Annotated in this window: 15 protein-coding genes; 8 read left to right on the top strand and 7 right to left on the bottom strand. The window is 66.9% G+C overall.

Annotation, left to right across the window (positions count from 1 at the left end; all coding sequences use genetic code 11):
• The first annotated feature begins 15 nt into the window (after window positions 1–15).
• From lysX to ACIG5A_RS24580, 4 genes are all read left to right on the top strand, one after another.
• The gene (gene lysX, locus ACIG5A_RS24595; protein ID WP_397243766.1) at window positions 16–3336 is read left to right on the top strand and encodes a bifunctional lysylphosphatidylglycerol synthetase/lysine--tRNA ligase LysX; all 3321 of its coding nucleotides are present in this window, start codon (window positions 16–18) and stop codon (window positions 3334–3336) included.
• Between the two features lie 92 nt (window positions 3337–3428).
• Window positions 3429–3638: a hypothetical protein gene (locus tag ACIG5A_RS24590; RefSeq protein ID WP_397243764.1), complete on the top strand. Its 210-nt coding sequence runs from the start codon at window positions 3429–3431 to the stop codon at window positions 3636–3638.
• A 120-nt stretch (window positions 3639–3758) separates the two neighbouring features.
• Complete coding sequence (locus tag ACIG5A_RS24585) at window positions 3759–4373, top strand: histidine phosphatase family protein (protein WP_397243762.1); 615 nt, start codon at window positions 3759–3761, stop codon at window positions 4371–4373.
• Between the two features lie 112 nt (window positions 4374–4485).
• Window positions 4486–4773 carry a hypothetical protein gene (locus ACIG5A_RS24580; protein WP_397243760.1) on the top strand — a complete coding sequence of 96 codons (288 nt, stop codon included), beginning with the start codon at window positions 4486–4488 and terminating at the stop codon, window positions 4771–4773.
• Between the two features lie 87 nt (window positions 4774–4860).
• On the opposite strand, the gene ACIG5A_RS24575 is transcribed toward ACIG5A_RS24580, so the two are convergent.
• Window positions 4861–5760: a cutinase family protein gene (locus tag ACIG5A_RS24575; RefSeq protein ID WP_397243758.1), complete on the bottom strand. Its 900-nt coding sequence runs from the start codon at window positions 5758–5760 to the stop codon at window positions 4861–4863.
• 559 nt (window positions 5761–6319) lie between these two features.
• Here ACIG5A_RS24575 and ACIG5A_RS24570 point away from each other — a divergent pair.
• Window positions 6320–6706, top strand: coding sequence for a hypothetical protein (locus ACIG5A_RS24570; RefSeq protein ID WP_397243756.1), 387 nt, complete (start codon window positions 6320–6322; stop codon window positions 6704–6706).
• A 70-nt stretch (window positions 6707–6776) separates the two neighbouring features.
• Here the strand turns inward: ACIG5A_RS24570 and ACIG5A_RS24565 are convergent, their stop codons facing one another.
• The gene (locus ACIG5A_RS24565) at window positions 6777–7106 is read right to left on the bottom strand and encodes a hypothetical protein (protein WP_397243754.1); all 330 of its coding nucleotides are present in this window, start codon (window positions 7104–7106) and stop codon (window positions 6777–6779) included.
• A gap of 4 nt (window positions 7107–7110) precedes the next feature.
• On the opposite strand from ACIG5A_RS24565, the gene ACIG5A_RS24560 reads away from it, so the two are divergent.
• Window positions 7111–8127, top strand: a complete 1017-nt coding sequence (locus ACIG5A_RS24560) for a hypothetical protein (protein WP_397243752.1) — start codon at window positions 7111–7113, stop codon at window positions 8125–8127.
• 100 nt (window positions 8128–8227) lie between these two features.
• On the opposite strand, the gene ACIG5A_RS24555 is transcribed toward ACIG5A_RS24560, so the two are convergent.
• The 5 genes from ACIG5A_RS24555 to aroQ all read right to left on the bottom strand — a co-directional run bounded on the left by ACIG5A_RS24555 (window position 8228) and on the right by aroQ (window position 16565).
• A complete protein-coding gene (locus tag ACIG5A_RS24555) occupies window positions 8228–8536 on the bottom strand; it encodes a WXG100 family type VII secretion target (RefSeq protein WP_397243750.1) in 309 nt (102 codons plus the stop codon).
• A 6-nt stretch (window positions 8537–8542) separates the two neighbouring features.
• Window positions 8543–8869, bottom strand: a complete 327-nt coding sequence (locus ACIG5A_RS24550; protein WP_397243748.1) for a WXG100 family type VII secretion target — start codon at window positions 8867–8869, stop codon at window positions 8543–8545.
• Between the two features lie 169 nt (window positions 8870–9038).
• Window positions 9039–10508, bottom strand: coding sequence for a glutamate synthase subunit beta (locus ACIG5A_RS24545; RefSeq protein WP_397243746.1), 1470 nt, complete (start codon window positions 10506–10508; stop codon window positions 9039–9041).
• Complete coding sequence (gene gltB, locus ACIG5A_RS24540) at window positions 10501–15153, bottom strand: glutamate synthase large subunit (protein ID WP_397243743.1); 4653 nt, start codon at window positions 15151–15153, stop codon at window positions 10501–10503. Before gltB ends, ACIG5A_RS24545 begins: the two co-directional genes overlap by 8 nt.
• 824 nt (window positions 15154–15977) lie before the next feature.
• Window positions 15978–16565 carry a gamma subclass chorismate mutase AroQ gene (gene aroQ / locus ACIG5A_RS24535; RefSeq protein ID WP_397243741.1) on the bottom strand — a complete coding sequence of 196 codons (588 nt, stop codon included), beginning with the start codon at window positions 16563–16565 and terminating at the stop codon, window positions 15978–15980.
• Between the two features lie 314 nt (window positions 16566–16879).
• Here aroQ and ACIG5A_RS24530 point away from each other — a divergent pair, with 314 nt between their 5' ends.
• The gene (locus ACIG5A_RS24530; protein ID WP_397243739.1) at window positions 16880–18610 is read left to right on the top strand and encodes a DUF4407 domain-containing protein; all 1731 of its coding nucleotides are present in this window, start codon (window positions 16880–16882) and stop codon (window positions 18608–18610) included.
• 543 nt (window positions 18611–19153) lie between these two features.
• On the top strand, window positions 19154–20821 hold the full coding sequence (locus ACIG5A_RS24525; RefSeq protein WP_397243737.1) for an adenylate/guanylate cyclase domain-containing protein: 1668 nt from the start codon (window positions 19154–19156) through the stop codon (window positions 20819–20821).
• Window positions 20822–21155 lie beyond the last annotated feature (334 nt).

Here is a 21155-nt window from a genome sequence, read left to right as displayed (position 1 = left end):
ACGCACACTGGTGCAGTGACTTCCACGCAAGCCCCGCAACACCTGGACACCGAACCACCGGATAAACCCTCTCCACCCGTCCCGCATCGCGGGCACGGACGCCTCAGCGAGGTCCCGCACATCGCGGGCATGGTGCTCGGTGTGTTCGCGGTGCTGTGCTTCCTGTGGAGCCTTTCGCCGGGACTGCGTTTCCTGACCCAGGTGCCGCGACGCTACGTCGACGCCTATTACTTCGACGCGCCGGACACCAGCCTCGTCTGGGCCCTCGTCGTCGGCCTGCTCGCGGGCGCGACGGCCAGCCGCAAACGCATCGCCTGGTGGCTGCTGCTCGGCTACCTCGGGCTGTTCACCGTCGTCAACTTCGCGGAGTTCGCCGAGCAGGGCGATATGCACGCGCTGGTGGCGATGGTGGTGCACCTGGCGGCGCTCGGTGTGCTCATCGCGGCGTGGCGCGAGTTCTACACCAAGGTCCGTCGCGGCGCGGGCTGGAAGGCGCTCGGCGCGCTGGCCGCCGGGCTCGCCATCGGCTGCCTGCTCGGCTGGGGCTTGATCGAACTGTTCCCCGGTTCGCTGCCCGCGGGCGTGCAGCGGCCGCTGTGGGCGGTCTACCGGGTGACCGCCGCGGTGCTGGTGGACAACGAGCACTTCGACGGCCATCCGCGCCCGTTCGTGAACTTCCTGCTCGGACTGTTCGGCGCGATCGCGCTGCTCGGCGCGGTGATCATCCTGCTGCGCTCCCAGCGCGCGGCCAACGCGATGACCGGCACCGACGAATCCGCGATCCGCGGCCTGCTCGAGCGTTCCGATATCGAGGATTCGCTCGGCTACTTCGCCACCCGCCGCGACAAGGCGGTGGTGTTCGCGCCGAGCGGTAAGGCCGCGGTGACCTACCGCGTCGAACTCGGCGTCTGCCTGGCCAGCGGCGATCCGATCGGTATCCGCGAGGCCTGGCCGCAGGCGATCGACGCCTGGCTGCGGCTGGCCGACCAATTCGGCTGGGCGCCCGCGGTGATGGGCGCCAGCGAGCTCGGCGCGACGGCCTACCGCAAGGCCGGGCTCTCGGCGATCCGCCTCGGCGACGAGGCCATCCTGGAGACCCGCGGCTTCTCGCTGGCCGGACCCGAGATGAAACAGGTCCGTCAGGCGGTGAACCGGGCGCGCAAGCAGGGCATCGTGGTGCGCATCCGTCGTCATCGCGACGTGCCACCGGAGGAATTCCCCTCGGTGATCGCGCGCGCGGATGCCTGGCGCGACACCGAAACCGAGCGCGGCTTCTCGATGGCGCTCGGCAGGCTCGGCGATCCGCTCGACGGCGACTGCCTGCTGGTGGAGGCGATCAACCCGCAGGGCCGGGTACTCGGGCTGCTCTCGCTGGTGCCGTGGGGCCGCACCGGCGCGTCGCTCGAGCTGATGCGCCGCGATCCGCGCAGCCCCAACGGCATTGTCGAGCTGATGGTTTCGCAGTTCTGCCTGACCTCCGAACAGCATGGCATCACCAAACTGTCGCTGAACTTCGCGGTATTCCGCTCGGTCTTCGAGGAGGGCGGGCGGATCGGCGCCGGCCCGGTGCTTCGCCTGTGGCGCGGTGTGCTGCTGTTCTTTTCGCGGTGGTGGCAGCTGGAGGCGCTGTACCGCTCCAACGTGAAATACCAGCCGCATTGGGTGCCACGGTTCTTCCTGTTCGAGGAGCGCAGGCAGCTACCGCGCGTCGCGGTGGCCAGCGCGCTGGCCGAGGGCTTCCTGCCGCGCTTCGGCAAGGAACCCGATACCGCGACGCACACCGGTATGCACAGCGCCGCCCCCGCGACGCTGACCGGTCTGCACGCCGACGGCAGCGCACCCGACCTGCCGGACACCATCGGCGTCGAACACCTGCCGCGCCGCCCCGAACAGGTGCGGGTGCGGATGGACAAGCTGGACCGGCTCACCGAATCCGGTATCGAGGCCTACCCGGTCGCCTACCCGCCGACACACACCGTCAAGGCGGCGCGGCATTCACCGCGCGGCACCACCGTCCGGGTCTGCGGCAGGCTGCTGCGCATCCGCGACTACGGCGGCGTCATCTTCGCGGTGGTGCGTGACTGGACCGACGAGATCCAGCTCGTCATCGATCGGGACCGGGTCGGCACCGAGCGCAGCGCCGAATTCGGCGAGTTCTTCGACCTCGGCGACCTGATCGAGGTGAGCGGCCAGATCGGGCGCAGCCGCCGCGGTGAGCTATCGCTGCTCGCCGCCGACTGGCGAATGCTCGGCAAATGCCTGCATCCGTTGCCGGACAAGTGGAAAGGCCTGTCCGATCCCGAGGCGCGGGTGCGCCAGCGCTACGTCGACATGGCGATCAACACCGAGATCCGCGAGGTGCTCGCCAAGCGCAGCGCGGTGGTGCGTTCGCTGCGGGATTCGCTGAACGCCTGGGGATACCTGGAGGTGGAGACCCCGATCCTGCAGCAGGTGCACGGCGGCGCCAACGCCGCTCCGTTCCTCACCCATATCAACGCCTACGACCTCGACCTGTATCTGCGCATCGCGCCGGAGCTGTATCTCAAGCGACTGTGCGTCGGCGGGATGGAGAAGGTGTTCGAGATCGGGCGCACCTTCCGCAACGAGGGCGTCGACTTCAGCCACAACCCCGAATTCACCATTCTCGAGGCGTACGAGGCGCACAGCGACTACGAGCGGATGATGCACACCTGCCGCCAGCTCATCCAGAACGCCGCGCTCGCGGCCAACGGCAAGATGGTCGCGCTGCGCCCGCAACCGGACGGAACCTATGAGCCGGTGGACATCTCGGGCGAATGGCCGGTCAAGACGGTGCACGGCGCGGTCTCCGAGGCGATCGGCGCCGACGTCACCCCGGAGACCGAACTCGACAAGCTGCGCGAGCTGTGCGATCAGGCGCAGGTGCCGTATCAGCACGGCTGGGACGCCGGGCAGGTCGTCCTGGAAATGTATGAGCATCTGGTGGAATCGCGCACCGAGGAGCCGACCTTCTACATCGACTTCCCGACCTCGGTATCGCCGCTGACCCGCGCGCACCGCAGCATTCCCGGCGTTACCGAACGCTGGGATCTGGTGGCGTGGGGCGTCGAATTGGGCACCGCCTACAGCGAACTCACCGATCCGGTCGAGCAGCGGCGCAGGCTCACCGAACAGTCGATGCTCGCCGCCAACGGCGATCCCGAGGCGATGGAACTCGACGAGGACTTCCTGCAGGCGCTCGAGCACGCGATGCCGCCGACCGGCGGACTCGGCATGGGTGTCGACCGGGTGGTCATGCTGATCACCGGGCGCAGCATCCGCGAAACACTGCCGTTCCCGCTGGTGAAACCGCGGTGACCAGAACTGTGGGCTTCCCACTGAGCGAATAGCCCCGCTACCCTTGAGCTTTCGGGCCCGGGAGGGGCCCGAAAGAACGAGATGGGGTTGCCATGTATGTGGATCTGCTGACGAATACCAGCCTGCTGGATCCCTCGGTGTGGACCAGCTCGGATGTGTTGAGCGCCGCGGTGGACTACCAGGCGAAGAAGCGCAAGGGCGGCAGTGGACTGTTCATCATCGGCGGGCTGTGCTGCCTGCTCGTCATCGTGGGGATCGTCGGGATCATCTACCTGCTGACCAAGCGCAAGAACCAGCAATAGACGACACGAATTCGGCCCGGCCCGCCCACCGCGGACCGGGCCGAATTCGTCTGCGCCGATAAAACGATCATCGGGTAACCCGGGTGAAGCGGACAATTTCCATGGGGCAAAGTGTGGGCCGTGCAGTTGATACTCGTGCGTCATGCTCAGCCGGTTCGGGTTCTGCGGGCGACGGGACAGGCCGACCCGGAATTGGCCGCCGTCGGGGTGGAACAGGCCGAACGGTTACCTGCGGCCCTTGGCCACCATCGGATCAGCCGAGTGGTCAGCAGCCCGCAGCTACGCGCGCGAGCGACGGCGGCACCGGTGGCGGACAAGCTCGGCCTCGGCGTCGATATCGTCGATGATCTGGCCGAATACGATCGCGACCTGCCCGCCTACATTCCGATCGAGGACGCCAAGGTCGAATTCAGAGAGGCATACGAGCGGATCAAGGCCGGGCAGCTGCCGGAACTGATCGACGGACGCGCGTTCAAGGGCCGGGTATACGACGCGATCAGCGAAATCGCGGCGGCCACCGAATCCGCCGACACCGTGGTGGTATTCGCGCACGGCGGCGTGATCAATGTGCTGCTGCAGGACGTGCTGAAGCTGGAGCGGCCGCTGACCTTCCCGATCGACTACTGCTCGATCACCCGAATCCTGTACTCGCGCACCGGCCGCCGCACCGCCGCGACCATCAACGAGAACGGGCACGTCTGGGATCTGTTGCCGCGCAATATCGCTGCGGGCTGATCTCACAGCCGATTGCCAGGGACATCGCACCGCGGTCCCAGCGCCGGAAACTTCGATGGGACCGGTGAGCCGCCCCCAAGCGGTTCACCGTTCCAGAGAAAGGAATTCCGTGTTGTTCTCCAAGACATCGCCGCTGTTCCGACGCACACTCACTCGGGTCGCCGTCGCTGGCGCGCTGGTTGCCGTTCCGCTCGGCGCCCTCGCGGTCACCGCGTCCGCCGATACCCCTGAATCCCCCGACACCGTGGTCCTGCAGCAGCCGGGTGAGGTGCAGGAAGGCACCGAAATCGGCAGGCACCCCCGGCACCATCAATTCCCCGGGCCCGGCGAGCACCGCCGCCCCGATGGCCCGCGGTTCTTCCAGCTGCGGCCGCCGACCGGTTCCGCGGGTAGCAGCTGAACACCCGCTCCCACAACTGAATACGAGCGCTGATCAAAGACGAAGACCCCCTCGGCACTACCGAGGGGGTCTTCGATTCCGGTCTGATCAGGCCTGGCCCGCGATCCAGTTGTGCATCCAGGACACCGCGGTCTGCCCACCGCCGACCTGGTAGCTGCCGTACAGGGTGTGCGCCTGCGACTTGTAGAAGTGCTCGAGATCCTTGGCCCGCTGCTGGTTGGCCGAATCGGTGAGCTGAGACTGCAGCGTCGGCACGCCGCCGTGCGCCCACAGGTCGTTCATGATCGAGCCCATCTCCAGCTGGTAGCGCCAGATATTGGCCGGGTTGGCATCGGAGCTCTGCGCGAGCCAGCCCGCGAACCGGGTGACGAAGTCGTCGGTCGCGGTGGCGCAGTAGAGGTCGTCTTGCGCGCAGATGGTCCTGGTGCGGTCGCTGAGCCAGCCGAAGCCGCCGACACGGGGGCCGCCGGCGCCCGCGCCCTGGGCGGGCGGGCCGACCTGAGCGTCGGTGGGTGAGCGGCGCGGGTCGGAGATCAGGCCGACGGCCGCGACCCGGTCCGGCGAGATGACGCCGATGCCGGTGCCGATCTCGGCCGCGAGATCACCCGCGGCGTCCGCACCCTGGCTGTAGCCGACGATGGCGATCTTGGTGGCGCCACACGTGCGTGCCTTGGCGGCGATCATGCCTCGCGCGTTGTTCACGGCCTCCTTCTTGGAGTTGCCGTAGATATCGCCCTCCCACGGGAAGGCGGTCGCCGCGTAGGTCACGTAGTCGACATCGACCGAACTCGGCATGTTGTTGGTGACACCGGCCAGCATGCCAGGCTGTGGCTTCTTCTCGTGGCCGGTCTCCCACGTGCCGGGGATCGCCACCACATACAGGCTCGGGCATCCCGGATCCGCCGTGACGGAACCGGCGCCGAACATCAAGCCGGACGCAACTGTCGCGGAAACACCGAGAGTCGCGACAATCTTCTTCAACCGCATACTGCTCCAGTTCAAACTTCTGTCCCTGTGTGGGACAGTCCCCGACACGTTGCCGCTTCGATGCTGACCTCGACGGATGTCGTCCCAGTGCACGCCGGGTTAACTCCTGTTATCCAGCGATACGACATGCACGACCCGACCCACATCCCAAGATCATCAGCACGCCGTTGACCACAATAGGGCCCCACCCGCCCCAACGCCATCCGAACCCCCACCCCATGTCCGATTTCCGACCCTTTGCCCAAAACCTTTACACCCCACCACGACCCATCCCCCGAACACTCCCGACATACCGGACAGCCTCGCCCGACAACCCAACTTCGGCTGCCCCGTGATAGCCAAAGCGTCTTGCCCGTCCAGCCACACTCGCCGAGAACAAGATCACCTCAGCACCCGGATGGCCCACGCTGTACCGACCGACTGTCGCGGTATCCACCGAACGACACCGCTCTGGCATGTACAGCTGACGACCGCAACCTGCGGAGTACTTCGACACAGAATTCCTACGGCAATTCGAGGAGATGTGGCGCAAGGCGCACCCGATCGAGGAAGGCTCTTGATGATCGAAGCCGAGCTCAAAGCACGGGCAAGCGAATCGAAACCGGAGCACGAGACCGAGATCGCAGACCCGAGAGTCATCGACGTCGTCCTACGGCAACTTGGTGCGACACCGCTGATCGCATTCCAAAAGCACTGCACCAACTATCGTTTCACCGCTGGCGGCCGGGAGCTGGTAGCTACGCTCGTGACAGTCCCCGAACTGGACGGCACTTTTCTGGAGCTGGAATCCCTTGTCCCCGAATCCGATACAGCAGCCGTTCTCGAAGACATCAGAGCCATTTTGTACGAACTCGGGATCCCCGACACCGACCTGACGACCGAGCGCTACTCCGACGCGGTACTGTCCGCCCGCCTGCAGCCGACGCAACAGCATGCTACCGACTGATCGGAACGTCGATCGGCCCGTTTCCGCAGGATGGTTATTGGATCCATGGTATGGCCAGGCGTGCCAGGGACTAGAACCAGCCGCTACCATCGGGCGAAGATCGACCTCGGAGGGAAAATTTCATGCTGATGATCGTGGGCATCGTGGTGGCGGCCTTGATCATGATCGCGGTCGGCGGGTCGGTTGTCGCCGCGTCCCGCGCGAAGTCGCGGAAGTCATGCGCTTCGTCCGAGACTGGCAGTAACGCATTCAGGTCCCCCTCCTCAGCAGGTGGAATTCGGTCGAGTCTCATAAGTCGTTGGGGGGCAGCAATCTTCCCGGCCGAAACTCCCACATCGGCGCCTTCGCCGCTCATCGTCCGCAGAATCAAAGCTATTCGCTTCACCACCCCGATCGTCATATTGATGATGACGCCAGTCCTGCTGACCGGATGTGGCTATTTCGAACAAGGACGCGACCAGGCCGAGCGTGACAGCTGGTCACGCAAGATCGAGACTGCCATCCGGGCCCTTCCGGCGGTGACGGACGCGTCACACCGGTTCGAGCACTACAAGGGCAGACACTTCAACGCCAAACTCGACGTGCGGCTCAGGGACGACGCCACACCGGCCGAGACCGCCTCTGTGGTGAGTGCCATGGGCGCTCAACAGCTTCCGCGGCGTTTCCAGGGCGACCCGACAGAGGTCACCATCGACCGGATGGCGGACTCCTATTCCGCATACTGGCTTTTCGGCCGTGACGTGAGCACTGAAGCGAACGCCGCAGACACCTGGGCGCGGCTATGGGCCGCCGGCACCGAAGTGCACTGGTCCTCGAGAGGCGGCGACGCGAGCCGCATAACCAACGCCATCGACGTCCGAGCGGGCTCCGAGAGCGAACCTCACCGCGCCACCGCGGCGATGCGCCGAATCATCCGGGACTTCCCCGAACTGGCATCCAACCAGTGGACCGTATCCACCGTTCACGAGTGGGACCGCGGGTTAACCAATCACTCGGAACGAAGCCCCGGGTCTTATCCATGGCCCCACGATCGCCTCATCCCCCACCAAGAGCCCGCCCCCCGCTTCCCGTCCAATGACGAACTCGAGCTGTGGCAGTGGTTCCTGACCGATCAACCCATCCCGTTCTTTGTTCGGGTGTCGGTCTACGACCCGCCTTCCGAGGGCCGCACACTGGGCGTCAGCGTATTCCCTCCCGTGGGTACGGAATTCAGCGCCGCGCAGACCACACAACTCGCCGATCTGCATCTTCCCTACCTGGCTGACTCCGGTGCGGTGGTCGACTACACGATCCACACACCTAACGGCCCCGGCTACTCCATGGGCCCCTTTTTCGAGGTCGTGGTCGGCGGCTGCCAGACACCCGGATACAACGTCTTACCGGAGTCGCAGCCCTATGTGCGTCAGTACGAACGCTGCTGATGAATGAATTCTGAATCGCCTCCGCCAGTTGAAAACACGCTCGGCCGACTGAGTAGTAGGTGTCCCAGTCCACCTTCATGCCCGGTACCCCGGCGCATCCCTATGTGTCCTTGCGACCGAACATCTCGAGGTTCGCCGACGCCGCGCCCGTGTAGTTCTCGTGGGCGGACTTGGCCGCCGCCTCGAGCACATCGAGGCCTTCACGGACATCCGTCGCACCGACTGCCCAATCGCGATGGGCCTGGGCGTATGCGTCCGCTGCGGGACCGGTCCATGAGGTTCCGATCGCGGCGGCTCGGTTGTCGAGTTCGGTCAGGTGGTTGGTGACGAACTCTTTGAACGCGCGCATGCGGATGGTCACCTCGTCGAGATGCGGGAGATCGACCTGAAAGCCTTGTCCGTCAGCCATGGTTCATCACGCCAACCCGCCGAGCGAGCTGATGCCGGACGCGCTGCCGGTGTCGGTGGTCCGGTAGTTCTCCGCGGTGATACCCAGCTTCTCGGCCAGGGCGAAGAGCACATCCCACACCCGCACCGCCCCTTGGTGCATTTCGTCCCACCCCGCGCCGTAGGAGTCGGCGGCGCCCCCCTTCCAGGTTTCGAGCAGTCCGCGGACCTCGCCGTCCAGCGAGTTGGATCCCGAACGCAATTCGGTGGCGATCCCGTACGCGTACCGCCCCAGGTCCTTGACCTGTTCGGGAATCACCTGAAGTGGATCCGCACCGTTCGATTCGCCGGTCATCGGCTCCCCCCTTCTGCACGCAGTGCTTGTCCAGGGTAAAGCAAAGGCGCCCGGGGACATTGGAGTCCACGGGCGCCTCGCTGCTCCGGTAAGAGAGCGGTCTGTGTTGAATTGGCGGCGCTCACGGCCCTACGTGGTTACGCAGGGCCTGAGCTCACGCCGCTGGGGGTCAGCGCTGGGCGACCATCGTGGGGGTGATGGGCGACGGGAGCGCGGTTTCGCCTTCCAGGTAGTTGTCGACGGCGGCCGCGGCGGCGCGGCCCTCGGCGATGGCCCAGACGATGAGCGACTGGCCGCGGCCGATGTCACCGGCGACGAAGACGCCGGGCACGTTGGTTGCCCAGTTCTTGTCGCGCTGGACGTTGCCGCGCTGGTCGTAGCCGACGCCGAGATCGGTGAGCAGGCCCGGCTTCTCGGGGCCGACGAAGCCCATGGCGAGCAGCACCAGATCGGCCTCGAGGGTGAAGTCGGTGCCGTCGACCTTCTCGAAGCGGCCGTTCACCATCTTGACCTCGTGCGCCTCCAGCGCCGTGACCTTGCCGTCCTTGCCGACGAAACGCTCGGTGTTCACGGAGAACACCCGCTCGCCGCCCTCTTCGTGCGCCGAGGACACCCGGTACATCAGCGGGTAGGTCGGCCACGGGGTCGAGGTGGCGCGCTCCTCCGGCGGGCGCGGCATGATCTCGAACTGGTGGATGCTCTCCGCACCCTGCCGGTGCGAGGTGCCGAGGCAGTCGGCGCCGGTGTCACCGCCACCGATGATGATGACCTTCTTGCCCTTCGCGTGGATGGGCGGCAGGCCGTCGGCATCGGTGACGTCGTCACCGAGCTGCACCCGGTTGGCCCACGGCAGGAACTCCATCGCCTGGTGGATGCCGTCCAGATCGCGACCCGGGATCGGCAGGTCACGCGCGAGGGTGGCGCCACCGGCGAGCACGACCGCGTCGAACCGCTCACGCAGCTGCTCGGCGGTGATGTCGACACCGACGTTCACACCGGTCTTGAAGATGGTGCCCTCGGCCTCCATCTGCGCGAGACGGCGGTCGATGAAGCGCTTCTCCATCTTGAATTCCGGGATGCCGTAGCGCAGCAGGCCGCCGATGCGGTCGGCGCGCTCGAACACGGTCACGGTGTGACCGGCGCGGGTCAGCTGCTGCGCCGCGGCCAGACCGGCCGGGCCGGAGCCGACGACGGCGACCTTCTTGCCGGTGAGACGGGTCGGGTAGACCGGGGTCACCCAGCCCTCGTCGAAGGCGTTCTCGATGAGCTCGACCTCGACCTGCTTGATCGTCACCGGGTCCTGGTTGATGCCGAGGACACAGGACGCCTCACACGGCGCGGGGCACAGCCGCCCGGTGAACTCCGGGAAGTTGTTGGTCGCGTGCAGCCGGTCGATGCCTTCGCGCCACTGGCCCTTGTAGACCAGGTCGTTCCACTCCGGGATCAGGTTGCCCAGCGGGCAGCCGTTGTGGCAGAACGGAATACCGCAGTCCATGCAGCGGCTGGCCTGGGTCTTGAGCGTGTCCTTGGCGAACCCCTCCTCATAGACCTCTTTCCAGTCCATGAGCCGCAGCGGAACGGGACGACGCGTCGGCAGTTCCCGCTTGGTGTGCTTCAGAAATCCCTGTGGGTCAGCCACGTGCCGCCTCCATGATCGCCTCGTCGACATCCGTGCCGTTCTTCTCGGCCTCGGAGATCGCGAGCAAAACCTTCTTGTATTCGCGCGGCATGAGCTTCACGAAGTGGTTCACCTGCTGCGACCAATCGCTCAGGATGCGTTCGGCGACAGCCGAACCCGTCTGATCGCGGTGCTGGGTGATGATGTCGCGCAGCCAGGTGAAGTCGTCGCCGGACAGCTGCTCGACGGCGTCGGCCTGCTCGGGGTTGAGCCTGGCCTCGAAGGTGCCGTTCGGGTTGTAGACGAACGCGACACCGCCGGACATACCGGCGCCGAAGTTGCGGCCGGTCTCGCCGAGGATGACGACGCGGCCACCGGTCATGTATTCGAGGCCGTGGTCACCGACGCCCTCGACGACCGTGAGCGCGCCCGAGTTGCGCACGGCGAACCGCTCGCCGACGACACCGCGGATGAACGCCTTACCGCTGGTGGCGCCGAACAGGATCACGTTGCCCGCGATGATGTTCTGCTCCGCGACGAAGGCGTCCGGCGCGTTCTGTGCCGGGCGGACGACGATGTGGCCACCCGAAAGACCCTTGCCGACATAGTCGTTCGCGTCACCGTTGACCCGCAGGGTGATACCGGCCGGGACGAACGCGCCGAAGCTGTTGCCCGCGGAACCGGTGAAGGTGATGTCGATCGTGTTGTCGGGCAGGCCCGTTCCGCCGTAGAGCTTGGTCACCTCGTGGCCGAGCATGGTGCCGACGGTGCGGTTCACGTTCGTGATCTTGGTTTCGAACTTCACCGCCTGGCCGCGCTCGAGCGCGTCCCTGCTCTGCGCGATCAGCTGCTGATCGAGTGCCTTGTCCAGGCCGTGGTCCTGCGTCTTGGTGCAGCGGCGATCCTGGTACATGAACGCCGTCTCGACGTCGTCGAGGATCGGCGACAGGTCCAGCTTGCTGGCCTTCCAGTGCGCCTTGGCCTTGGCGGTGTCGAGCATGTCGACCCGGCCGATGGCCTCGTTCAGCGTGCGGAAGCCCAACTGCGCCAGCAGTTCCCGAACCTCTTCGGCGATGAACAGCATGAAGTTCTCGACGAATTCCGGCTTGCCGGTGAAGCGCTCGCGCAGCACCGGGTTCTGCGTCGCGACACCGACGGGGCAGGTGTCGAGGTGGCAGACGCGCATCATGATGCAGCCCGAGACCACCAAAGGCGCAGTGGCGAAACCGAATTCCTCGGCGCCGAGCAGCGCGGCGATCATCACGTCGCGGCCGGTCTTCATCTGACCGTCGACCTGGACCACGATGCGGTCGCGAAGTCCGTTGAGCAGCAACGTCTGCTGGGTCTCGGCCAGGCCGAGCTCCCACGGACCACCCGCGTGCTTGAGCGAGGTGAGCGGCGAGGCGCCGGTGCCACCATCGTGACCCGAGATCAGCACGACGTCCGCGTGCGCCTTCGAGACGCCGGCGGCAACGGTGCCGACGCCGGGCTCCGCAACAAGTTTCACGTGAATCCGCGCCTGCGGGTTCGCGTTCTTCAGGTCGTGGATCAGCTGCGCCAGATCCTCGATCGAGTAGATGTCGTGGTGCGGCGGCGGCGAGATCAGGCCGACGCCCGGCGTCGAGTGCCGCACCTCGGCGACCCATGGGTACACCTTGTGCGCGGGCAGCTGGCCGCCCTCACCGGGCTTGGCGCCCTGCGCCATCTTGATCTGGATATCGGTGCAGTTGGTCAGGTAGTGCGCGGTCACGCCGAAGCGGCCGGAGGCCACCTGCTTGATCGCGCTGCGCCGCCAGTCACCGTTCTCCTCGACCTCGAAGCGGGCCGGGTGCTCGCCGCCCTCACCGGAGTTCGAGCGACCGCCGAGGCGGTTCATCGCGACCGCGAGGGTCTCGTGCGCCTCCGAGGAGATGGAGCCGTAGCTCATCGCGCCGGTGGAGAACCGCTTCACGATCTCCGAGGCGGGCTCGACCTCGTCGATCGAGATCGGCGCGCGCTCCTTGGTCTTGAACTTGAACAGGCCGCGCAGCGAGGCGAGCCGCTCGGACTGGTCGTCGACCAGCTTGGTGTACTCCTTGAAGATCGAGTACTGGCCGGTGCGGGTCGCGTGCTGCAGCTTGAACACGGTGTCCGGGTTGAACAGGTGGTATTCACCCTCGCGCCGCCACTGGTACTCGCCGCCCACCTCGAGCTCGCGGTGCGCGCGCTCGTTGCGGTTCTCCAGGAACGCGACCTTGTGCCGCTCGGCGACATCGGTGGCGATGTCGTCCAGGCCGATGCCGTCGAGGTGCGAGCGCAGGCCGGTGAAGTACTCGTCCACCAGTTCCTGCGACAGGCCGATCACCTGGAACAGCTGCGCGCCGTTGTAGGAGGCCATGGTGGAGATGCCCATCTTGGACATCACCTTCAGCACACCCTTGCCCGCGGCCTTGTTGAAGTTCGCGACCGCCTTGCGGTAGTCGGCGGCGAGATCGCCTGTGCTGCCCGGCAATTCGAGCGCGCCGCGCTCGAGCATGTCCTCGATGGTCTCGAAGGCCATGTACGGGTTGATCGCGGCCGCGCCGAAGCCGACCAGCATCGCCATGTGGTGCACCTCGCGGGCGTCACCGGCCTCCACGACCAGGCCGACCATGGTGCGGGTGCGCTCGCGCACCAGGTGGTGGTGCACCGACGAGGTCAGCAGCAGCGACGGGATCGGCGCCAGCTTCTCGTTGGATTCGCGGTCGGACAGCACGATGATCCGCGCGCCGCCGTCGATGGCCGCCGACACCTGGGTGTTGATGGCCTCGAGCGCCTTGCGCAGGCCCTTGCCACCCTTCTTCACCGGGTACAGGCCGCGCACGACCACCGAGCGCAGCTCGGGGTGCGAGCCGTCGTCGTTGATGTGCACCAGCTTGGCCAACTCGTCGTTGTCCAGGATGGGCTGTTCGATGGCGATCTGCTTGCAGGACTCAGGGCCCGGGTGCAGCAGGTCGGCCTCGGGGCCGATGGCCCGCTTCAGGCTGGTGACGACCTCTTCCCGGATCGCGTCCAGCGGCGGGTTGGTGACCTGCGCGAACAGCTGGGAGAAGTAGTCGAACAGCAGCCGGGGCCGCGCCGACAGCACCGCGATCGGGGTGTCGGTGCCCATCGAGCCGAGCGCCTCGCCGCCGGTCTTGGCCATCGGCGAGATCAGCAGGTTCAGTTCCTCGTTGGTGTATCCGAAGATCTGCTGACGGATCAGCACGCGATCGTGCGACATGTGCACGTGCGGGCGGTCGGGCAGGTCGGCCAGCTTGGTCACGCCCTCGTCGAGCCACTGCTGGTACGGGTACTCGGCGGCCAGCTGCGACTTGAACTCGTCATCGGTGACGATGCGGCCCTGCGCGGTGTCGACCAGGAACATCCGGCCCGGCTGCAGCCGCACCTTCTGGACCACCTTGGACGGGTCGATATCGAGCACGCCGACCTCGGAGGCCAGCACGACCAGGCCGTCCTCGGTCACCCAGATGCGGCCGGGGCGAAGGCCGTTGCGGTCGAGCACGGCGCCGACGACGGTGCCGTCGGAGAAGCACACCGAGGCCGGGCCGTCCCACGGCTCCATCAGCATCGAGTGGTACTCGTAGAAGGCGCGGCGCTGCGGGTCCATCGACTCGCTGCGCTCCCACGCCTCGGGGATCATCATCAGCATCGCGTGGGGCAAGCTGCGGCCGCCGAGGTGCAGCAGTTCCAGCACCTCGTCGAAGCGCGCGGTATCGCTCGCCCCCGGCGTACAGACGGGGAAGATCTTCGCGAGCCGGTTGTTGCCCGCGGAGTCGGTGCCGAAGATGTCCGAACGCAGCAGCGCCTCGCGCGCCCGCATCCAGTTCTCGTTGCCGGTGACGGTGTTGATCTCACCGTTGTGCGCGACCCGGCGGAATGGGTGCGCCAGCGGCCACGACGGGAAGGTGTTGGTGGAGAAGCGCGAGTGCACGATGCCGAGGGCGCTTTCCACCCGGCCGTCTTGCAGGTCCAGGTAGAAGGCGCGCAGCTGCGGCGTGGTGAACATGCCCTTGTAGACGAAGGTCTGGCCGGACAGGCTCGGGAAGTACACCGATTCCTTGCCGACCGAGCCCTCACCGGAGCCCGACTTGCCGAGCTGGTGCTCGACCCGCTTGCGGATGACGTAGGCGCGGCGCTCCAGGTCCATGCCGGACAGCTGCTCGGCCGAATCCTTGGGCGAGGCAATGAAGATCTGCCGGAAGGTCGGCATCGCATCACGCGACAGCGCGCCGAGCGACGACTCGTCGATCGGGACCTCGCGCCAGCCGAGGACATCGAGGCCCTCTTCCTTGACGATCTTCTCGACGCCGTAGGCGGCGCGCGCGGCCTCACGACGGGCCTGCGGCAGGAACGCGATACCGGTGGCGTAGGAACCCTCTGCCGGCAGCTCGAAATCGACGATGGCGCGGAAGAAGCGGTCCGGAATCTGGATCAGGATGCCCGCGCCGTCACCGCTGTTCGGTTCAGCGCCGGCGGCACCGCGATGCTCCAGGTTCAACAGAGCCGTAATGGCCTTGTCGACGATGTCGCGGCTGCGGCGGCCGTGCATGTCGACGACGAATGCGACACCGCAGGCGTCGTGTTCGTTCGCCGGGTCATAGAGCCCGATGGGTCCAGGGGACCTGTGGCCAGGAAGTTGCGTCATGCCTCTGCCTTCAAGAAATCGGCCTTCGATGAAAACGGCCTTCGTCGAACGCCTCCGTCAGACTGTCCGTACATCCGGGAAACCAGCCGCGCTGATGGTCTTCGGCGTGCAGTCACGTCTCCAGTTGTTTCCACCCGCTTCTGTGACGTTGTGGGTGCCCGTTGGTAACGGATCGCTTACATGATCCTTACCTCCGCGCGGGTGCTCGCCCGCTACGCTGGGGGCTGCCCTAGCGGGCGATGTGCCGAGCATTTGTGAGTTCGGCGTAAGAGCAAACGATAAGTCAGGTCCGGGGCCCAACCAACTAAGGCTGTACTAATAACCAGGTCTAGCTGGGCTTCTTCATGCGGTCCTCCACGTGTGCGCGTTGTCCAGTGTAAAGCAGCGAGCCCGGACCGATCGATCCCTTGACACCCGGTGCCATGCAGCCACAACGGCGCGGGAGTACCGATTCCACACCGCGCAACGGGCCCGATAACCGCCGCCCACCTGCGTCGAACTGGATTTCCCCCGTGACCGCCGCGGCAAACCATCGGACGGACGGCTATCGGGGCGGTGCGCCCGTGAGAGATTTCCGACAGGGTCGTGACAAGCCAGGAATGTGATCCGACCGTCCGGATTCTTTTGCCCGCTGTGGTTTTCAGCACACCTTCAGCAAACGTTGCGGAGTGGGATTCGACACATTCGATCGGGCGCGTCGCGGTGCCGGCCCGCGGCACCGTCCGCACGCTTGCCGTAAATCCGAAACATTCGCGGCCACAGCGACTAACGGCCGGAACATTCCCGCCGCGATGGCATCAATTTCCGTAGAGTGCCTGTTTCTTTCAAGGACTGCACAGCGCGGCGGCTGCGCGTGCCAGGACGACGCGATGCAGTCCGTCACCGCGCCGGGCGGCATACAAATCGAAGACGCTGTGCGCCAGCCGTTCCGCGCAGGCCGGTCCGGACAACTCCGCGCGATGATCCGCCAGCTGCTCGATGATGCCGATGTTGAGCCGATCGATCTCCGGCCGCACCGCCGCCAGCTCCGGCGAAACCGTCGGCGCGACCGCGGGATCGAAGCGCCAGCGGGTGATCAGGCCGCGCTGCACCATCTTGTTGGCCTCGATCTGACCGGAAAACACCTGCCTGACCCAGTTCTCGGACAGTCCGCGGTCGGCGCCGAGCCTGGTCATCGCGTCGTAGACCATCGCCTCGCGCGCCGGATCGTCGATCATCGGCTCGGATCCGTTGTGCGCGGCGCTGACCCACTTGGCGGCGGCGACCACGTCACCGGTGTCGAGCCGGTCGGCGACCAGCTCGACAAGGCGATCCAGCGACCCGGGATTCGGGTCGCCGGGTGCGGCTTGGGCGCTATCGACGGTGACAACCAAGAATGCCGCCGAGAGCACCATGAGGACGAAAGTTCGCATGTCCAGACCTTTTTGCTCGGAAACGAACCACCCGGTCAGTTTACTCGGGGTGGGATGAGCGCACCCGTCCTCGATGTCCGATACCCGCCGCCTGTGAGGCTGACCACATACCCGCGACCGTACTCGGTGTGTCGGGCCCCGGCCTGTCACGCTGTCACCACGAATCCGTGACAGTTTCGCAGAATGCTCGACTGCAGGCAGGCAGGTTGTTCCGAGCGACCTGCAAGCAGTCGCCGGCGGTGTTGTTCCGAGCGACCTGCAAGCGGTCGCTCGTGGCGGCGAAAGTGACTGGGACGTAGAGGATGTGGGCTTCCATGACGGTCACCGGCATATTCACCTGGCTCGGCGGCGGCCAGCACAGTGAACTGAACGAGGCCCACGAGCGATCCGGATACGCCGTCACCGGCGCCGTCGTGCTGTTGTTCGCCGCGGTCGCGGGGACGATCACCACGCTCGCCCTCGCCGCGACCGGTACCTGGTCGTTGTGGGCCACAATCTTCCTCGCTGTGCTCGTCACCGCGTTGGCGGCCGCGGTCGGTCGCGCACTGGCGACCGTGCGCCCAGGCCGGATGCCGGACCGGCTCGGCCTGATCGCGCGGATCGCGGTCGCCGTGCTGTTCGGCGGTGTCATCGCGGAGCTGGCCGCGATCGTGCTCTTCGGTAGCACCGTCGAACGGCTGCTCGACGAAAAGGCGCAACGCACAGCGAGTTCGGCGCCCGCGGTGATCGCGGCGAACACCGAGCTGACGCGGGCCAAAGCGGAGCGGACCGCGCTGGATCAATCGATTGCCAAGGCGCAGGCCGATGTCGACCGCACACTGGTGATCGCGCGGTGCGAGCTCAGCCCCGCGCCCGAATGCCCGGCGCTCGGCACCACCAGGGTGCCGGGGCGCGGACCCGAAGCGCTGACCGCCAACGACATGCTCGAGGACGCCCGCAAGCAGCTCGCCGGGGAGCGGGCCAAGGTCGACGGGATCGACAAGCGCATCACCGACGGCGAAAAGGCGCTCACCGCGGCCGAATCCACCGCGGCGGCGACACCGGAGCGCGGCCTCGGCCCGCGCTGGCAGGCCATGAACGACTACACCGTCGACTCCGCGCTGCCACTGCGTGTGCTGACCATCCTGACGCTGATCGCGCTCGCGCTACTGCCGCTGATCATGCGCTGGTGGCGCGGCGACACCTTCTTCGATCGGCGCCTGGCGGCCCGGCTGGTCCAGGATCAGGCCGAGCGCACCGCCGACGAGGCCATCGCCGTCAAACGCGCCGAGGTGCGCGCGGAGGCCGAAACCCTGCGCGCCGAACAACAACTCACCGCCGCACGGCTCGCCGTCGAGGCGGATACCGCCATCGACCGGGAACGCCAGCGCACCCGCATCATCGCCGCCATCGGCGGACTGGAGATCGGGGTCACCGAGCCACCGCGGCTCGACGAAGCGACGCGGCGCACCGAATTACCCGCCGGAACCACCGGCGACCGAACTCAGGAGGGGACCATGACACCGAACCTGCCCGCGCCCGTCACCGGAAACGCGCTCACTCCAGCCACTTCGGGCGGCGCGCTCGCGCCACAGGCACCGCGCGGCGGCGGGCTCGAACTCCCGATCATCGGCATGGTGCCGTTCAGCGACACCGCCGCCCGGCTGATCCGCCCGCTCGTCCCGTCGTTCGTCGCCAACGCCATCGACACCGCGACCCACCCGCTGCGCACCGCCCGCCAAGCCTTCGAAGAGGTCGAGGAAATCACCTTCACCCTGCGCCGCACCCGGAAAGTCACGGTGGACTCCCAGGATTCGCACGGCGCCGTCCCGGGTGTGCCCCAACCCGGCTACCAACTCCCGCCGAGCTCCCCCGACGCCTTGCACGCCCACCGCGTCGCCGCCACCGTCGTCGACGCCGACCCGCACTACGCCGCACTCCCGCCCGCCACCGAACCGCAGGCCACCGCCCTGGCCCCCGCCGACCGCAACGACGAACTCCCCACCCGCCGCCGCCTCCAACTCCCAGGCCGCCGCGGCCCCCGCGAACTCCCGCCCGCCAACTGACCCGCTCACGGTCGCGCGAATTCCCACCCGCCGCATCGTTTCTGGTGCCCTGCTCACTACACGCGAGCCCGCGAAAGGCGGAGCCAACCCGGCTGCTGCGCTAGAGGCGAGGTCCTCGTGGCTGGCCGCGGGCGCCACCACACTCGTGGTGGACCTGCCGGAGCCGCATGCTGTTGTTCCGCTCGACGCTGCGCCGCCGGTCCCTGCCGTTCGACGATGACCGCACCGATGATCTGCATCCGGGGGAAATTGCCCGGCGGCGCCACACCTAACCGGGTGCACACCGCGATGACCGGCAACTGCCCGAGCCTGACCTGCGCGCCGGAGTGAGCGTACGGAAGCGGTTCTCGTGCTGGCGCATGGCGAGCGCTCGTGCCGCTGCCGCCGAAAACTCACCTTCGGGTGAGCACCATTTATCGACGCTCACGGGCGACCCACACCTACGGGTTCGAGATCCGGGGGTGGGTCGGCGTGGGCCACTGGCAGGTGGATCGGCGTGTCGGGGCGGGGCGGAAACCGAGCGGGAGCGTTTAACCTGCTCGCATGCGCCACAGCGAGTTGCGGGCCGATAAGCGGTCGGCCGCCCCGTGGGGGTCGCGGCTGCTCGGGTCCGAGGAGGAATCGTCGGGGCTGCGGCGGCTGCGTATTCAGTTGCTGTTGACGGTGTCGCTGGTGGTATCGAACTTCATCGGGATCGTGCTGTCGATCGTGCTGATCGGGTTCGTACTGCCAGGACCCACGATTTACAGCCGTGAGCTGGTGGTGCTCGATGCGGTGGTCGCGCCGGTCTACGGGACGCTGGCGTTCCTCGTCGGCATCGCGTGGGGTACGGCGCGCAGCCTGCGTACCCTGCGGTGGGCCACCGATCCGGACCAGCTGCCGACTGCGGCGGAGCAGGCAGCGGCGGCGGCCGTGCCGAGGCAGCTGGTGTCGAGCCAGGCGCTGCTGTGGCTCGGCGGGCTCGTCGTCATCACCACCGCGTACGGGCTGGTCGATCCTGCGCTGATTCCGAAGTTCGTCTTCGGCATCGCGTTCAGCGCGATCGTCGTCTGCGCCAACAGTTATCTGCTGATCGAATTCGCGCTGCGGCCGATCACGGCGCGGGTGCTCGACGTGGCGGAATCGCGGCGGCGCAGCGGCATGGGTGTCTTCGGCCGCTCGCTGGTGGTGTGGGTGCTCGGCTCCGGTATGCCGGTCGCGGGGCTGATGGTGATCGCGGTGCTCGCGCTGACCATGTCCGATGTGAGCACCGCGCGGCTCGCAGTGTGCGTGCTGTCGCTCGGCGGTGCGGCGCTCGTCTTCGGCCTGCTGTTGATGACGCAGACCATGTCGGCCATCGTCGCCCCCATCCGCGGCGTGCGGCGCGCGCTGCGCCAGGTCGAGGACGGCGACCTCGGCGTCGCGATCACGGTCTACGACGGCACCGAATTGGGTGAGCTGCAAAGCGGTTTCAACCACATGGTCGACGGTCTGCGCGAACGCGAGCAGATCAGGGACCTGTTCGGCAAGCACGTCGGCCGCGAGGTCGCCGATGCCGCCCTCGCGGGCGATCCGACCCTCGGCGGCGTGGAATGCGAAGCGGCCGCGCTGTTCATCGACATCGTCGGCTCGACAACCATGGCCGCCACCCTGCCCGCCCCCGAAATCGTCGCCATCCTCAACCGCTTCTTCGCCATCGTCGTCGACGAGGTCGAACGCCACGGCGGCCTGCTGAACAAATTCGAAGGCGACGCCGCCCTGGCCGTATTCGGCACCCCCGCAACCCTTCCCGACGCCCCCGGCGCCGCCCTCGCCTGCGCCCGCGCAATGCGCCGCCGCCTCGACGGCACCGCCGCCAACAGCACCTCATCCAAGAGCACTGCCGCCGATAACATCTCGTTCGCCAGCACCGCCTCAGCCGGCGAGACCGCCGATAGCACCACGCCCGACGGCAGCACCGCCGAAATCATCGCCGCCATCGGCGTAGCCGCGGGCAAGGTCGTCGCAGGCAATGTGGGCGCCCACCAGCGCTACGAGTTCACCGTCATCGGCGACGCCGTCAACGAGGCCGCCCGCCTCTGCGAACTGGCCAAACAAGACAACCTCCTCCTGGCCTCCGCCCACACCATCACCTCCGCCGCCCCCGCCGAAGCCACCCACTGGCACCTAGGCGAATCCGTAACCCTCCGAGGCCGCCTGACCCCCACCCAACTAGCCCGCCCCACCCCCTAACCCCGGCACCACTCACCACCGAGAGGCAAGCCGAGCACAGCCACCCCAAACCCTGTGGCGCTCAATCCCCTCCGCAACGGACAGCCGAGCGCAGTCAAATAACCCCATTTACCGCGTGTCGCAGGGCCATTCGACTGCGCTCGCGGGTTGTGATCTCGAGAACGGGACCACGGCCAGATGACCGGGATGGAAGTCCAGCACATGCACCTGGCTCATGTTCCAAGCCGGGTACGGCACACGACGCGCCCAGCACTGCCCAGGTAAACCCCTTGCCGCCGAACCCTTTCCGGACGGTAGCGCCCGAGGTGGTCAAGTCCCGTACACACCGCACCGT

Origin of the sequence: Nocardia sp. NPDC052566 (assembly GCF_044547285.1) — a bacterium.
In the GTDB taxonomy this organism is placed as follows: Bacteria; Actinomycetota; Actinomycetes; order Mycobacteriales; family Mycobacteriaceae; genus Nocardia.
Note: the sequence above shows the minus strand (reverse complement) of the source record. Positions and strands in the feature narration are given on the sequence as shown.